Annotated in this window: 12 protein-coding genes and 8 tRNA genes; 2 read left to right on the forward strand and 18 right to left on the reverse strand. The window is 44.3% G+C overall.

The window, feature by feature from the left end; translation table 11 throughout:
- Positions 1-231: 231 nt before the first annotated feature.
- Positions 232-1,602 carry a signal recognition particle protein gene (gene ffh, locus FKN93_RS04250; RefSeq protein ID WP_004395978.1) on the reverse strand — a complete coding sequence of 457 codons (1,371 nt, stop codon included), beginning with the start codon at positions 1,600-1,602 and terminating at the stop codon, positions 232-234.
- 212 nt (positions 1,603-1,814) lie between these two features.
- Between ffh and FKN93_RS04255 the strand changes: the two genes are divergently transcribed.
- Together FKN93_RS04255 and FKN93_RS04260 are read left to right on the forward strand one after the other, a co-directional pair.
- Positions 1,815-2,609 carry an inner membrane protein YpjD gene (locus FKN93_RS04255; RefSeq protein WP_170904558.1) on the forward strand — a complete coding sequence of 265 codons (795 nt, stop codon included), beginning with the start codon at positions 1,815-1,817 and terminating at the stop codon, positions 2,607-2,609.
- Positions 2,610-2,915: 306 nt separating this feature from the next.
- The gene (locus tag FKN93_RS04260; RefSeq protein ID WP_154169133.1) at positions 2,916-4,190 is read left to right on the forward strand and encodes a CNNM domain-containing protein; all 1,275 of its coding nucleotides are present in this window, start codon (positions 2,916-2,918) and stop codon (positions 4,188-4,190) included.
- Between the two features lie 92 nt (positions 4,191-4,282).
- Here the strand turns inward: FKN93_RS04260 and luxS are convergent, their stop codons facing one another.
- The 17 genes from luxS to csrA all read right to left on the reverse strand — a co-directional run bounded on the left by luxS (position 4,283) and on the right by csrA (position 16,299).
- Positions 4,283-4,801 (reverse strand): S-ribosylhomocysteine lyase, encoded by a 519-nt coding sequence (gene luxS, locus FKN93_RS04265; protein ID WP_154169135.1) that lies wholly within the window; start codon positions 4,799-4,801, stop codon positions 4,283-4,285.
- 116 nt (positions 4,802-4,917) lie between these two features.
- Entirely contained in the window at positions 4,918-6,486 is a 1,569-nt protein-coding gene (gshA, locus tag FKN93_RS04270; protein ID WP_170904559.1) for a glutamate--cysteine ligase, read from the reverse strand.
- 270 nt (positions 6,487-6,756) lie between these two features.
- Positions 6,757-9,609 carry a pitrilysin family protein gene (locus FKN93_RS04275; RefSeq protein ID WP_170904560.1) on the reverse strand — a complete coding sequence of 951 codons (2,853 nt, stop codon included), beginning with the start codon at positions 9,607-9,609 and terminating at the stop codon, positions 6,757-6,759.
- 9 nt (positions 9,610-9,618) lie between these two features.
- Positions 9,619-10,080, reverse strand: coding sequence for a YqaA family protein (locus FKN93_RS04280; RefSeq protein WP_154169141.1), 462 nt, complete (start codon positions 10,078-10,080; stop codon positions 9,619-9,621).
- Positions 10,074-11,024 (reverse strand): NADP-dependent oxidoreductase, encoded by a 951-nt coding sequence (locus FKN93_RS04285; protein WP_170904561.1) that lies wholly within the window; start codon positions 11,022-11,024, stop codon positions 10,074-10,076. Before FKN93_RS04285 ends, FKN93_RS04280 begins: the two co-directional genes overlap by 7 nt.
- Positions 11,025-11,190: 166 nt before the next feature.
- Positions 11,191-12,321: a sodium ion-translocating decarboxylase subunit beta gene (locus FKN93_RS04290; protein ID WP_170904562.1), complete on the reverse strand. Its 1,131-nt coding sequence runs from the start codon at positions 12,319-12,321 to the stop codon at positions 11,191-11,193.
- Positions 12,322-12,331: 10 nt separating this feature from the next.
- A complete protein-coding gene (gene oadA / locus FKN93_RS04295; RefSeq protein WP_170904563.1) occupies positions 12,332-14,110 on the reverse strand; it encodes a sodium-extruding oxaloacetate decarboxylase subunit alpha in 1,779 nt (592 codons plus the stop codon).
- 22 nt (positions 14,111-14,132) lie between these two features.
- Complete coding sequence (locus FKN93_RS04300; RefSeq protein WP_040904689.1) at positions 14,133-14,390, reverse strand: oxaloacetate decarboxylase subunit gamma; 258 nt, start codon at positions 14,388-14,390, stop codon at positions 14,133-14,135.
- A gap of 464 nt (positions 14,391-14,854) precedes the next feature.
- A tRNA-Arg gene (locus tag FKN93_RS04305) sits at positions 14,855-14,931 on the reverse strand.
- Positions 14,932-14,995: 64 nt separating this feature from the next.
- Positions 14,996-15,072 (reverse strand) — tRNA-Arg (locus FKN93_RS04310).
- A gap of 33 nt (positions 15,073-15,105) precedes the next feature.
- Positions 15,106-15,182: transfer RNA gene (locus tag FKN93_RS04315), tRNA-Arg, on the reverse strand.
- A 65-nt stretch (positions 15,183-15,247) separates the two neighbouring features.
- Positions 15,248-15,324 (reverse strand) — tRNA-Arg (locus FKN93_RS04320).
- Between the two features lie 34 nt (positions 15,325-15,358).
- Positions 15,359-15,435, reverse strand: a tRNA-Arg gene (locus tag FKN93_RS04325).
- Positions 15,436-15,500: 65 nt separating this feature from the next.
- Positions 15,501-15,593, reverse strand: a tRNA-Ser gene (locus FKN93_RS04330).
- A gap of 25 nt (positions 15,594-15,618) precedes the next feature.
- Positions 15,619-15,695 (reverse strand) — tRNA-Arg (locus FKN93_RS04335).
- A gap of 48 nt (positions 15,696-15,743) precedes the next feature.
- A tRNA-Ser gene (locus tag FKN93_RS04340) sits at positions 15,744-15,836 on the reverse strand.
- 265 nt (positions 15,837-16,101) lie between these two features.
- Positions 16,102-16,299: a carbon storage regulator CsrA gene (gene csrA, locus FKN93_RS04345; protein ID WP_115152690.1), complete on the reverse strand. Its 198-nt coding sequence runs from the start codon at positions 16,297-16,299 to the stop codon at positions 16,102-16,104.
- Positions 16,300-16,380: the final 81 nt, after the last annotated feature.

Raw genomic sequence — 16,380 nt, forward strand, 5'->3', positions numbered from 1 at the left:
CTCTTTGCTTTCTCAAAAATAAAATTAACCCCAGAAACTATTTACTTAAAACAGTTTGGGGTCTCGTGCCAAAATAAAGCCTCGGAATTTTACTCTTATTCCGAGGCTTTGCAAGGGGTTTAGCTACTTTTTCACCAGCATAAATTGCATTTTAACTTTGTGATTTAGGTAACAGCTTTAAAAAGAGACAAAAAACAAACCGGCTTAAAGAAAACTCAAGCCTCGCTTTTTTTAGCGACCAAACGGGTTAAAACCACCGCCGCCCATCATGCCTTGCATATTACGCATCATGCCTTTCATGCCACCTTTTTGCATTTTTTTCATCATTTTTTGCATTTGGGTAAACTGTTTTAGTAACCGGTTAATATCTTGTACTTGTGTTCCTGAGCCTGCCGCAATGCGCTTTTTACGAGAGCCTTTGATTAAATCGGGATTTTGTCTCTCTTTCATGGTCATCGAATTGATGATGGCTTCCATTTGCTTGAACATGCGGTCATCGACTTTATCTTTTACCCCCGCAGGAAGCTGTGACATTCCGGGAAGCTTATCCAGCATTCCCATCATGCCACCCATATTTTTCATTTGACCTAATTGTTCGCGAAAATCTTCTAAATCAAAGCCTTTTTTCTCTTTGAATTTTTTGGCCAACTTCTCAGCTTTGTCTTGATCAACATTACGCTGCAAATCTTCAATTAATGATAAGACATCGCCCATACCTAGAATACGCGAGGCAACGCGATCCGGATGGAAAGCTTCAAGAGCATCGGTTTTTTCTCCGACCCCTAAAAACTTAATCGGTTTTCCGGTCACATGACGTACCGACAAAGCCGCACCGCCACGTGCATCACCATCAACCTTGGTTAAAATCACCCCGGTGAGTGGTAGAGTATCACCAAACGCTTTGGCGGTATTCGCGGCATCTTGTCCTGTCATTGCGTCAACGACGAACAACGTTTCTACCGGATTAATGGCGGAATGAAGGGCTTTGATTTCTGCCATCATCACTTCATCAACCGCTAATCGCCCCGCCGTATCGACAATCAAGACATCGTAAAATTTCTTCTTAGCGTGATCGACTGCAGCGTTAGCAATATCAATCGGCTTTTGATCCGCTGATGAAGGGAAGAAATCGACGCCTAAGTCATTGGCTAACGTTTCTAACTGTTTGATTGCCGCAGGACGGTAAACGTCTGCAGAAACCACCAGTACTTTTTTCTTATCACGCTCTTTAAGTAACTTAGAGAGTTTACCGACACTGGTCGTTTTACCTGCGCCTTGTAAACCCGCCATTAAAATGATCGCTGGAGGCTGCGCCGCGAGATTCAACGCTTCATTCGCGGCTCCCATAACGGTCTCAAGCTCATGACGAACAATTTTAATAAACTCTTGCCCAGGCGTTAAAGACTTGGAAACCTCAACCCCCACTGCACTCTCTTTTACTCGACTAACGAAGTCACGCACCACCGGCAAAGCAACATCAGCCTCGAGTAGCGCCATACGAACTTCGCGCAGGGTATCTTTTATATTGTCTTCGGTAAGACGACCTTTACCACTAATATTCTTTAGGGTTTTAGATAAACGATCGGTTAAATTTTCAAACATGTTTTTCTCTTCGCGATTAGGCGACCAATGCGCCTGAGTATACCTTAGCCAACTGCTTAGGCATACCCATTGCAAGCTAGCTGTCGAGTTTCTTTATTAGATTGGGTTATCTGTCGATATCTCAACTCTCAAAAACGATTGCGATCCAACGTAGCTCATTAAGGTTTGGCAAGGTATAATTCGCCAACTCAGCCACCAAATTTGTGACCAGCATGGATAACCTAATCGCTATTGTTGCCGCTACGCTTTATTTTTTATCGATTGCCACGATTATCCCTGGACTGCTTAACCAAACGGGTATTAAGGCAAAGACTGTTTTTATTAGCGCCACATTGGGGCTTTTTTTTCATGCCTGGTTACTCAGTGGCTTAATTTTTCACAGCAGTGGACAAAACCTCAGTATTCTTAATGTCGCATCACTGATCAGCTTTATCATTGCTTTGGTGATGAGCTTAGCGATGTTCAAGGTACGCTTATGGTTTTTACTGCCGGTGGTATACAGCTTCTCAGCAATCAATTTATTCTTGGCGACTTTTCTGCCGAGCACCTTTATCACTCATTTAGAGCGTGAGCCAGAGCTAATGGTCCATATCGCCTTAGCCCTTTTTTCTTATTCAACCTTATCCATTGGTGCATTATACGCTTTACAGCTCGCTTGGCTTGATTACAAATTGAAAAAAAAGAAAGGCTTATCCATCAACCCTAATTTACCGCCCTTGATGATGGTCGAGCGCCAATTATTTAAAATTATTTTAATCGGCAACGTTCTGCTGACCGGGACATTATTAACCGGCGCTCTTTTTGTGCAAGATATGTTTGCTCAAGGTAAAGCACATAAAGGCATTTTATCGTTCATCGCTTGGATCATTTACTCGATTTTATTATGGGGTCATTATCAAAAAGGATGGCGAGGACGTAAAGTTACTTGGTTTGCCGTTGCTGGGGCGACATTACTTACCTTGGCTTACTTTGGCAGTCGATTTGTCAGAGAGATTATTCTGCGCTAAGGTCTGTTTATTCATGACTTCCTCAACCTATCATTATGGTAAATAACGCCTATTTAGATCTAACGATGGATGAAAACGGTGGACTTAATCCCCATATAAACTCAGAGTATTGTATTGCGAAATAAAAATTCATCCTCAAACCACTTGGAGTAACAGGTAGACAGCCAGTGAGTAAGCTGCCCTCACAAACAGAGATAACAATGTGAATGGGGTCAAGCCAACACGGCTAGCACCGATATAACTTCCAGTAGGAAGCGGATACTATCTTCTTTTTATTATTGATCATCTATAAGGAAACAAAGCGTTTTGGACGACATATCAACGGGTATCTTATTTGCGCTACTCGCGTGTCTTATCGTTATATCTGCCTACTTCTCCGGCTCAGAAACGGGCATGATGGCGCTTAACCGCTATCGTCTTAAGCATCTAGCGAGTACTGGTCATAAGGGCGCTAAACGCGTTGAACGGTTACTCAGTCGTCCAGACCGTTTAATCGGCCTGATCCTGATTGGCAATAACTTAGTCAATATCCTCGCCTCTGCGATTGCCACGATCATTGGTATGCGATTGTACGGTGACATTGGTGTCGCCATAGCAACCGGCGTATTAACTCTTGTGATTCTCGTCTTCGCGGAGGTGACCCCGAAAACGCTAGCTGCGATTTATCCTGAGCGGGTATCTTATACCAGCAGTGTTGTGCTGACCTTTCTAATGAAAGTGCTTTCTCCATTAGTGGTTTTTATCAATTTCATTACCAACGGTTTTATCCGCTTATTGGGTCTTAATGCCAAACACACACGCGATGACCCTCTCAGCTCTGAAGAACTACGCACCATTGTTAACGATGCTGGACGGCTTATTCCTCGTCGTCACCAAGATATGCTGTTATCCATTCTTGATTTAGAACATGTGACGGTGAATGACATCATGATTCCACGTAATGAAATTACGGGTATCAATATCAATGATGATTGGAAGTCGATCATTCGCCAACTGACCCACTCCCCTCACGGTCGAGTGGTGCTGTATCGAGACAATATTGATGAAGCCGTCGGTATGCTGCGCTTACGCGAAGCGGCACGGTTAATGTTAGAAAAAAACGAATTCAATAAAGAAACGCTCTTTCGGGCCGCTGATGAAGTGTATTTTATTCCGGAAGGGACACCGCTTAATGTCCAGCTACTAAAATTCCAACGTAATAAACAAAGAATTGGTCTTATCGTTGATGAGTACGGCGATATTATTGGTCTGATTACCTTGGAAGATATTCTAGAAGAGATTGTCGGTGAATTTACCACCTCAATGGCGCCAAGCTTGGCTGAAGAGATCACGCCACAAGGTGATGGCAGCTTCTTAATCGAAGGCAGTGCTAATATTCGCGATATTAATAAAAGCTTAAAATGGAAATTACCAACCGATGGACCAAGAACCCTGAACGGACTGATTTTAGAGCATTTGGAAGAGATCCCAGAAACTCACTTAAGTGTTAAAGTTGCTAATCATCCGATGGAAATTGTCCAGTTAGAAGAAAACCGCATTAAACTGGTACGAGTCTACCCGCGAAAAATCAAAAAGGCTTAATCTCTGTTAACGTTAATAATCTCGATAATAGACCGATAAAAAATGGGCGGTATTGATTACCGCCCATTTTATTGCCTGAACCGTTTAAGTGGTTAATTCACTTGTAGGTTTTTTAGCATCGATTCAGGTAAAGCAAGTTGATCATTTTTGTTCACCCCAATACCGCTACTTAACACTTGCTGAGCAATCGCTTGTGCTTCAGATAAAGAGTGCATCGCTGCGGTACCGCACTGGTACTCATTGAGTTCTGGAATATCCTTTTGGTCCCGCACTTTCAAGACATCTTCCATCGCGGCTAACCACGCCGTAGCCACTTGCTGCTCGGTAGGTGCACCAATCAAACTCATATAAAATCCAGTACGACAGCCCATTGGGGAAATATCAATAATTTCCACCTGTTCGCTATTAAGATGATTACGCATGAACCCTGCATAAAGGTGCTCTAGAGTATGAATTCCTTTTTCAGACAAAATAGCTTGATTAGGCAGAGTAAAACGCAGGTCAAATACAGTAATCGTATCGCCTTTCGGGGTTTGCATGGTTTTCGCTACCCGTACAGCGGGAGCTTGCATGCGAGTATGATCAACCGTAAAGCTATCTAGTAGTGGCATAAAACTTATCTCCTTGTTTAACCCTTAAAATACTCATTCACATCTTGCCCTAAATCAACCAGCAACCTCAGTCAACGAGGAAAAAGAATGACATTTGCGTATCCACACGCCAGTGATTATGACGGTAAATAGCTGAAGTAATCGGCCAAAAACGCATCAAAACTTTGTGTATCTTGCTGCTCTATCTGTAACTGAGCTTCGCGTGAACGCATCACTTCTTGCTTCATTTTCTGTTCAGAATAGACTTGGTAAGCATGTTGTAAGTTATCATTACGGTAACGCTCACCAAAATAACTTCCAACTTTACCTAAACCGCCCAGTTGCTGAGTTTTATCCAGTAAACGAGCCGATAAAGTGTGCTGAGGATGATCAATCCAGCTAGCAAGCTCTCGACATACCTCTTGATAGGCATTACCGCCACACGCGGCGTCCATTTGCTCAGCAATCAAACTTAGGTCTGCAAATACGCGTTTCGCCCACGCCGTCAGGGTCAATTTTTCACCATGACAGCCAATTTGTAATTCTAGCCATGGTTTTCGTCCTTCAAGGACCACTTTACTCCAGTTATCGCGCCAACACTGTAACTCACAATTATCCATCGGTTCTGAATCTGATAACGCAGTCCATGTGAGGAACAAATCTAAAAAACGCACTTGCTGTTCAGTAATCCCGATCGGACTGAAAGGATTGACATCCAATGAGCGCACTTCAATGTATTCAACCCCGCCACGCGCCAGTGCTTCTGACGGCTTTTCACCATTTTTGGCGACACGTTTCGGACGAATCGGCGCATAGAGCTCATTTTCAATTTGTAAAATATTGCTATTCAGTTGACGATATTCACCATCGACCTTGACTCCAATATTAGCAAAAAGCTCAGAAGGCGTTCTGATCGCTTGATTTAAGCCAGTTAAATATTGCTCTAAGCTATTAAAACCTATCTTGAGGCTACTTTGCGCATCATTGGTATAACCCAAATCACTCAATCTCAAAGAGGTTGAATAAGGCAAATAGAGCGTTTTACCTATCGATTCGAAGGGTAACTGCGTTTCTCTTCCTTGGATAAATGAAGAGCACAGCGCCGGAGAGGCACCAAAAAAGTAAGGGATCAGCCAACCAAAGCGGTAATAGTTACGGATTAAGCCAAAATAGGCTTGCGACTGGCTAGCTTGACGCTCTTGTTCCGTTTGCTGACCATATAAAGCATCCCAAAATGTGCTTGGAAATGAAAAATTGAAATGCACACCAGAGATGATCTGCATTAAGCTGCCATAACGCTGTTTTAATCCCGTTCGATATAAAGTTTTCATTCGTCCGGTGTTAGAAGTACCGTATTGAGCAAGCTGAATGTCTGCTTCACTACCAACATAACAAGGCATAGAAAGCGGCCAGAGCTTTTCATCACCGATATTAGCTTGCGCAAAATGATGAATGTCGGCTAATTGAGCCATTAAGGTATCGACGTTGTTCGACACTGGCGTAATAAATTCCAGTAATGATTCAGCAAAGTCGGTGGTAATCCAAGCATTAGTTAATGCTGACCCCAAGGCTTCTGGATGCGGTGTTTGGGCAATGCTGCCATCGACGGTATAACGTAAAGTTTCACGTTCAACACCGCGGCCAAACTGCTGAAATATTTCTGGTTGATTAGCAACTCGTGCTAGTCGCTCGGCAAAATTAGTCAAAATAAAATTCGCTTATAAAAATAGATGATGTTTTAGATATCGCTACCGCAGGCCCACTGAATCCCGATAGGGTCTGTTCAGAAGAAACAGACTCAATCCATTGATCATCACTTTGTCACAGCAACCAAGGCCACGTAATATTTTTGTGGCCTTGGTTGCTCAAGTAACGATGTAGAACGCGATGCTTGATACGCGACATTAAGCCCAATGGCTCATCGAATCGGCTCGAAAGCCTTATTTTTCTTCTACGTTGCGTTATATATGCATGCTCTACTGGATTATTTCAAGCTCTTCAATCGGAATTGATAATTTTTCTAATTGTGGCCTTAAGCTTTTAGCATCGCCAACCACAATAATTTGATAATCCTCTGGGACAAACCATTTAGCTGCCAATTCATTCAGTGTCGACTTATTCACCGTTTTCAACAGGCGATTACGCTGCTGGAGATAATCTCGGTCTAGATTATTAGTCAACATTTGGCCAATCAATTGCGCTTTTTGCGAGGGAGTCTCGTAACTCAACGCCTCTTGCTGACCAACGGCAAGACGTAAAAAGGCCATTTCATCCGTAGTTAAACCATACTGACTAAAATGGGTCAGTTCTTGGATGATTTCTTGAATGGCCGGTAACGTTGCATTAGCTCGCACTTGTGCATTAAAGACTATCGCCCCGACTTCACGATTACTGGATAAGTAACCACTTGCACCGTAGGTATAGCCTTTATCTTCACGTAGATTTTGATTAATACGGCTATTAAAGTTACCCGCTAAATTAAAATTCGTTAATTGAGTGAGATACATTTCTCCCGTTGCATCGAAAGGCAATCCACGACGAACAAAACGCACCACACTTTGCGGCGAATCGGGTTTATCGACCAAAAACAGACGCTGCTCAGTGAGCGTCGGGATCACTTGAGGACGGAGTATTGGCGCTGGTTGGCCATGCCAATCGGTGAAAAAGGCCAGTTGTTCACGTACCTGTTGAGGTTCAATATCACCGACGACAATCACTTGAGCACCGTGTGGCGTATAATGCTGCTGATAAAACGCTTTAACCTCATCCAATGTCAGTGCAGCAATCGAGGCTTGTGTACCGTCACTCGAGCGAGCAAATACCGAGTCTCCAAACAATACTTGGCGCATCGCTTGGCCAGCTAACCAACTTGGTTGTTGATGCTGATAGACGACACTTTGTAGCATTTGTTGCTGAAGACGCTCAAAATCTTCTTGCTTAAATCCCGGTGTGAATAACATCTCTTGGACAATCTGCAACGTTTCTGGCAGATGTTTGGTTAAGCTTGAGATAACCACATTGGTCGAATAAGCGCCGGTATTGAGACTGATGGTCGAACCCAGCTTATCGAGCTGAGCTTGAATCGCTTCCACATTGCGTATCGCTGAGTCTTGCTTGATTAGAGCTGCCGTTAAATTCGCTAAACCTTCTTTGCCCGCTTCAACATGCCGCTCTCCTGCGGGTAAGCGGATCTCCACTTGTACGGTCGGAGTCTCACTGCTCACCGTTCCGATTAACTCCGCGCCATTATCAAAATGGATTTCATACAACTCAGGCATATTAATTTGCACAGCTTGCGCAACGGCTGGCATCACCGAACGATCAAAATGATCTACCACTTGACGATACTCAAGCTGTTGTTCTGTTATTTTTTGATAAACGGGCAATAAACGCTCAGGAGTAACAAAGGTTGCTTGACGAACCGCGAGTGATGTACGGCCTCGTGGTACAACACTTAATGTGATTTTGGGTTTACCTTGTAGATAAGTCTGAAAAACCTGAGTCACTGATTGTGGAGTAACCGCTCTTAACTGTGCTAACTGCGCCTCAATACGATCGGGTTGATCATAGAAAATTTGATTACTTGCCAACTGGGTTACCTTACCTTGGACACTTTGTAGCGCAAAAATAGCATTCGCTTCAGCCATACCGGTGATTTGTGCTAAACGATCATCACTAACACCTTGCTGCGCAAACTGCGCCAACGTTCGCATGATTTCTTGATACAGCGGTGTCAGTTGAGCACGTTGTCCTGAGGGAGCCATGGCATAGATATAAAAAGTACACGCCAGTTCTGCGCAATCTTGAAAGGCACCAGCATCGACCGCTTTCTGGGTTCTAACTAGATTTTGATACAACAAACTATTACTACCACTACCGAGTACTTGCGCTAGAGCATCTAGTGAGGCTTGTTGTTCAGCACCTCGATAAGCCGTTGGGAAGCCAATTAATACCATCGGCTGCTGAATGCGATCTTCTAGAGTAATATAACGATCTTCCGCTAATGTAACGGGTTGCTTTTCAGCCTTATCAACTTCTGGACCTTTAGGAATGGAGCCAAAATAACGATTAACCCAAGCTAAAGTTTGTTTAACATCAATATCTCCACCAATGGTCAATACAGCATTATTCGGTCCATACCAGCGTAAGAAAAAAGCTTTCAGATCATTCACATCGACTCGGTCTAAATCTTCGACATAACCAATCGTCTGCCATGAATAAGGATGGCCTTGTGGATACAAGGCTTCAGCCATTCTTTCCCAAATCAGTCCATAAGGACGATTATCATAGTTTTGCGCTCGTTCATTTTTCACCGTATCACGCTGTATTTCAAATTTACGCTGCGACACTGCATCAAGTAAAAAGCCCATTCGATCGGCTTCTAACCATAAAACTTTTTCTAATTGATTGGCAGGAACGGTTTGGAAATAATTGGTTCGATCACGATTGGTGGTACCATTTAAACGTCCGCCTGCTTCGGTAATCAACCGAAAATGTTCTTGATCAGCGACATGCTTAGAACCTTGGAACATCATGTGTTCAAAAAAATGAGCGAACCCTGACTTACCAAGCTCCTCGCGAGCAGACCCCACGTGATAAGTCATATCGACATGCACCAAAGGATCGGAATGATCCGGTGATAAAATCACGGTTAACCCGTTATCTAAACGATATTTACTATAGGGAATCATCACTTTATCAGGCTGTGCTTCGACCTCTTCCAGTAAAGTGACGCCTGAAGGTAAGGATGAAAAAAAAGATAACGCAGTAGGAGTAGAACAGCCAGAGAGAGCCAGCAGCGCGAGTGCGCCCAGCCAAATTTTCTTCATACCATCACCTTAAAAAAGACCGTAGAAAATCGCAGTTAACAAGCAGTAGCGAAGCATTTTCCCAACCAGAATCATGCAAAAGACCACGCTACCACGCATTCTTAACCACCCTGCAGCTAAACAAAGTGGATCACCAATAATCGGTAGCCAACTGAATAATAATGCCCAATAACCATGTTTGTTTAGCCACTTTAACGCATTATGACCCTGTTTTTCCTGTTGAGTTCGGTTTGGAAGCAATAAACCTAACCAATAATTCGTCATACCTCCAAGCGAATTACCAAGCGTTGCGATCAAAATGATCAACCATGGAGAGTATTGACCAAGAGCAAGTGTTGCGATGAGTACGGCTTCAGAGCCACCAGGCAGTAAGGTAGCACTCAGAAAACTAACAACAAACAATACCCAAAGTGCAGAAGTAGAAAACAGCTCCGCCAAATAAGCAAAGCTGGTATTAAACAGTTCTAGCATTGCATATTAAGCAAGATTTTACCTCGCGTGTGTCCAGTGGCGATTTGCTCATGTGCTTGTTGTACATCTTGCAGAGGATAAATACGCTGAATTTCTATTTTCAACAATCCAACCCCAACCATATATAGCATGGTATCTAACTGTTCAGGATTAGGGTCAACCAACATACCGCAAGCGTCAAAACCCAGTAATTTGGCTTTTTCACAGATAAGTTCAGCGCTAAGTGTCGGCACTGTGACCACTCTGGCGGCATCTTTCAAACATTTAAGAGCATCGAGAGCAGCATCGCCACCAACAAGATCGATCAAGACATCAACCTCTTCCAAACGCTGAGAAACAGGAGCAAATTGATAGTTAATCGCATGGGCACCTAATGTGGCAAGATAATCTAGATTAGCTTCACTGCAAGTGGTATAAACTTCGGCTTTCGTAGCTAACGCTATCTGTAAAGCAATATGCCCAACGCCTCCTGCACCGGCAAGGATCAAAACGCGATCGCTCTCTTTAATCTGGGCTTTACTTAAGGCTTGAGCCGCGGTTTGTCCAGCTAATGGTAATGCAGCGGCAGCTTCTAAAGTCACCGAGTCAGGTACGATACTGAGATCTTTTTCTGCAACACAGACATATTGACTATAACCGCCGCCTCGCAGTGGAAAACCAATAAAGCCGGCTACATTCATCCCTTGCCGCAACTCGTCAACTCCTGGGCCAACGTTGACAATTCGTCCTGATATATCGTAACCCGGTACCCAAGGTAGCTTATCTTTATTTTGCTCTGCAGCCCAACCTAAACCGGCGCGAGTTTTGACATCAATAGGATTCACACTGGCAAAAGCAACTTTGACCAATACCTCCCCTTCTTGTGGCTCTGGAATGCTTGATGATTGAATCGCGAGCACTTCTGGCCCACCGAATTGGGTAATGACGATCTGCTTATTGTCCATGTCCTCGGTTCCTATTGCTAGCAAGTAAAAAGAGATGCCGAAGCATCCCTTTGAATATATATCATTTTATAACAGATTGTGAACTATATCTCCCCGAACGGCTTGGTGAGAGATGACCTCAACATTAGGGCTTAAGCGCTTCATGCTTAGGGTGAATGGTATGAGATCATCCAACCAAGGCAAGCAATACTCCAGCAGCAACAGCTGAGCCTAGCACCCCTGCCACATTCGGCCCCATCGCATGCATCAACAAAAAGTTTTGCGGGTTGGCTTCTAAACCAACTTTATTGACCACTCGAGCAGCCATGGGGACTGCAGAAACACCAGCAGCACCGATCAGGGGATTAATATCTTCTTTAGAAAATTTATTGAGCAATTTAGCCATCAATACACCGCCAGCAGTACCAATACTGAAAGCGACGGCACCAAGCAATAAAATCCCCAGCGTCGAAACATTAAGAAATTTATCCGCTTGCAGTTGAGACCCGACCCCCAAACCTAAGAAGATAGTCACGATATTAATCAGCTCATTTTGCGCTGTTTTTGATAATCGCTCCACCACTCCCGCTTCACGCATTAAGTTACCTAAGCAGAACATGCCAACTAAAGGTGTGGCAGCAGGAAGAAATAAGATAGCCATCAACAACACTAATAACGGAAAGACTATTTTTTCACGTTTACTAACGTGTCTCAGTTGCGCCATCTTAATTTGACGCTCTTTTTCCGAGGTCAACGCTCTCATGATCGGCGGCTGAATGATCGGTACCAGCGCCATATAGCTGTAAGCAGCAACGGCAACGGCCCCTAATAAATCCGGAGAGAGTTTACTGGTCAAAAAAATCGCGGTTGGACCGTCTGCCCCACCAATGATCGAGATAGAAGCGGCATCTGCCATGGTAAAACTGATCCCCGGCACATAATTGAGTAGAATTGCACCAAATAAGGTAGCAAAAATCCCAAACTGCGCCGCAGCACCCAGCCATAACGTTTTCGGGTTTGCAATTAAGGCACCAAAGTCGGTCATGGCTCCGACACCAAGGAAAATCAATAAAGGAAAAATCCCCGATGCAATACCAATGTTATAAACGTAATAGAGTAATCCGCCAGGATCGGTAAAACCAGCGTTAGGAATGTTGGCTAAAATCGCCCCAAAACCAATCGGTAGCAATAATAACGGTTCAAACCCCTTACGAATGGCTAAAAATAGCAATCCCACGCCAACCAAAATCATGATTAATTGGCTGAGTTCAAAATTAGCAATCCCGGTTTCATTCCATAGAGTCAATAATCCATCCATGTGATAGCCCTTATGCCAGACTTAAGATTGGCGTACCAACAGAGACGCTATCGCCTTCTTTGACATGCAGCACTTGAACAACCCCATTACGTGCAGCACGCACTTCTGTCTCCATTTTCATTGCTTCTAAAATGACTAATACATCGCCTTCAACCACTTCACTTCCCGGCTGAACTTGAACTTTAAAAATATTACCCGCGAGCGGCGCTGGCACCGCCTCAGCCGTTGATGCCAAAGCAGCCGCTTGAGGAGAAGCTTGAGTCGCCACGGAGGTCAGTTGTCCCTGAGGGCCAACTTCGACTTGATAAATCTGACCATCAACTTTAACGCTGTAAGTCTCAACACCTTTTTGCATGACCTCACTAGGTCGATTGTCTGTCGATACAGAAGGCTGAGACTCAACGCTTGGTGCGGGTTCAAACGCTGACGCATCGCCACGATGTTTTAAAAACTTCAAACCCACCTGAGGGAAAAGGGCATAAGTCAGTACATCATCAACGGTATCCTCAGCGAGAGATATCCCCTCAGCCTTCGCCTTCTCTAATAACTCGCTCGTTAAGTTAACCATCTCGGCTTGTAAAAGATCCGCAGGGCGACAAGTGATCGGTCGCTCACCAGCGAGTACTTGTTGCTGCAGTTCATGATTGACCTCGGCAGGTGTCGCGCCATATTCCCCTTTCAACACTCCAGCCGTTTCTTTGGTAATACTTTTATAACGCTCTCCAGTTAAAACGTTAATCACCGCTTGAGTGCCGACAATTTGTGAGGTAGGAGTGACCAAAGGGATATAACCGAGATCATGGCGTACTCTTGGGATCTCTTGCAGAACTTCATCAAGACGATCAGCCGCCCCTTGCTCTTTTAACTGACTCTCCATATTGGTCAACATACCACCGGGAACCTGAGCAATCAGGATCCGTGAATCAACCCCTTTTAATTGCCCCTCAAATTGAGCGTACTTTTTACGTACTTCACGGAAATAGGCAGCAATTGGCGCTAATTGCTCGAGATTAAGCTGTGTATCACGCTCTGTCCCTTGCAGCATCGCAACAACCGTTTCCGTTGGCGTATGACCATAGGTCTGACTCATCGACGAAATCGCGGTATCCAGAATATCTACCCCAGCTTCAACCGCTTTAATCGCGGTTGCCGTGGACAGCCCAGTGGTTGCATGACAATGCAAGGCTAGAGGCACTGCGCAAGACGCCTTAATCCGCGAAATCAGTTCTTCCGCTTCATAAGGTTTCAGTAGCCCAGACATATCTTTAATACATAAAGAGTGACAGCCGAGATCTTCTAAACGTTTCGCAAGATCGACCCATGTCTGAGTATTGTGAACTGGGCTAGTAGTATAAGAAAGTGTCCCCTGAGCATGAGCCCCGACGTCAATCGTTGCTTTGACTGCTTGTTGAAAATTACGTACATCGTTCATCGCATCAAAAATACGAAATACGTCCATACCATTGGCATGGGCACGCTCAACAAATTTCGCTACGACATCATCGGCATAATGACGATACCCCAATAGATTTTGACCGCGTAGTAACATCTGCATCGGCGTATTAGGCATCGCTTTTTTTAAGGCTCGTAAACGATGCCAAGGGTCCTCACCAAGAAAACGAATGCACGCATCAAATGTCGCACCACCCCATGTTTCCAGTGACCAGTAACCGATCTTATCTAACTCTGCCGCAATCGGCAGCATATCTTCCAAGCGCATACGAGTCGCAAATAATGACTGATGCGCGTCACGTAGGACCACATCGGTAATAGCAAGTGGTTTAGACATGCTGATTAACTCCTTTTAATTCTTACTGTTGGATTGCTGAGTGTCGGTATTGGTGCACCGCAGCAGAAATCGCCGCAACCACCTGAGGGCTTGGAGTTGTGACTGAAGAGGCACTTTTATTAACAGGAACTGGCGTCGTTGCTGGCAATGCTTCATCGCGAAGACATGTCGACATCAGTCGAACCAGATAGACTAAAATAGTTAAAAAAATAAAGACCACCGCCATTCCTGTACCCATTAAGGTTGCGGCATCGATAAGCAGGCTTCCAATATCAATCATCTTGCTTCCTTTCTCTGTCATCCTGACAATCTGCTTGAGAAATTATATTGACGGCTACAGCGTCTTGGCCTCACTTAGAGCATTATCATTGGTGATAAAAATGCCTATCAGCGATTGAGATGACTTACTCAAAGCTTAGATACAAGTGAGGTGAATAAGGATTATCTCGACTGGTGGAAAATTGTCAATTTGCTTTAAACATCTTTGACCTAATCGAGACGTTCAAGTCATAGAAGCGTCACATGAATCACATAAACGAGTGTAATATTCGCTAAAAACGGCAGGGATTATGATCAAAATTACGAACTTGGCGAGTTTTCATCGCTCAATAGGCGATATTGACATCAATTGCATAAAGCACTTATTGAAAACAAAGAGTTGTAAATTAAAACAATAAAAATTGTTAATAAGAAGTTAAAAAGAGAGGCAATAAAAAACCCCGCTTAAGCGAGGTTTTCATAATATGGCGCGCTCAGGAGGATTCGAACCTCCGACCGCCTGGTTCGTAGCCAGGTACTCTATCCAGCTGAGCTATGAGCGCGCAGATTTTTACTTATTCATTCGCATCGTTAGCCCATGAAAACCAGTGATTACTCACCGTAATATGGCGCGTCCTGGAGGATTCGAACCTCCGACCGCCTGGTTCGTAGCCAGGTACTCTATCCAGCTGAGCTAAGGACGCAGACTAATGATTATTATCACCAGTTTAATAATATGGCGCGCTCAGGAGGATTCGAACCTCCGACCGCCTGGTTCGTAGCCAGGTACTCTATCCAGCTGAGCTATGAGCGCGCAGATTTTTACTTTATTCATTCGCATGGCTAGCCAATGAAAATCGGTGATTACTCACCGTAATATGGCGCGTCCTGGAGGATTCGAACCTCCGACCGCCTGGTTCGTAGCCAGGTACTCTATCCAGCTGAGCTAAGGACGCAAGACTAATGATTATTATCACCAGTTTAATAATATGGCGCGCTCAGGAGGATTCGAACCTCCGACCGCCTGGTTCGTAGCCAGGTACTCTATCCAGCTGAGCTATGAGCGCGCAAAAGTGATTTTCACCACTAACTACTTCTTTTAAAACAAAAATGTTGACCCGAGGTCAACAAATGGCGATGAGGGAGGGATTCGAACCCTCGATACGGCTACAAACCGTATACTCCCTTAGCAGGGGAGCGCCTTCAGCCTCTCGGCCACCTCACCACATGTTCACATTCCAAAAGAAATATGGCGCGTCCTGGAGGATTCGAACCTCCGACCGCCTGGTTCGTAGCCAGGTACTCTATCCAGCTGAGCTAAGGACGCGCTATCGCTTATTGTATAAATTTCTTTATATTCGTAAGCACCACAAGATGGCGATGAGGGAGGGATTCGAACCCTCGATACGGCTACAAACCGTATACTCCCTTAGCAGGGGAGCGCCTTCAGCCTCTCGGCCACCTCACCGTCTTGCGGAGGCACATATTACGATTTACCCAAAATATGTCAAACACTTTCTTGGTAAAAAAAACAAAAACCACATCAACCGTTGGCAATTTAACCAAAGCGTCGAGAATTTACGCTTTAGAAAAACTCTAGCTAAAAACAAACACCTAAATAATATCATCCACGGATTACGCAATCGTAGTCAAAAACACACGACTCTAATTACCATTCCAGTCCGTCAAAAACCAGAAAGGCTGACATTAGTCAGCCTTTCTCAGTTCAATAATTAGTAGTTGCCAGGTGTGGCAGTACTATTACCTTTTTCAGCTTGAATGCGCATGTAGATTTCTTCACGGTGCACAGACACCTCTTTCGGAGCATTCACACCAATACGTACTTGGTTACCTTTTACGCCCAGAACTGTTACGGTTACTTCATCACCGATCATCAGTGTTTCGCCAACGCGGCGAGTCAAAATTAGCATTCTTTGCTCCTTGAGTATTCTCTGTATTATCTTGCAACAACACTATTATCTACTAAAAGTTATATTTTCGTAAACTCTCTA

This window comes from Vibrio sp. A8-1 (assembly GCF_013048685.1).
GTDB classification, from domain to species: Bacteria; Pseudomonadota; Gammaproteobacteria; order Enterobacterales; family Vibrionaceae; genus Vibrio; species Vibrio metschnikovii.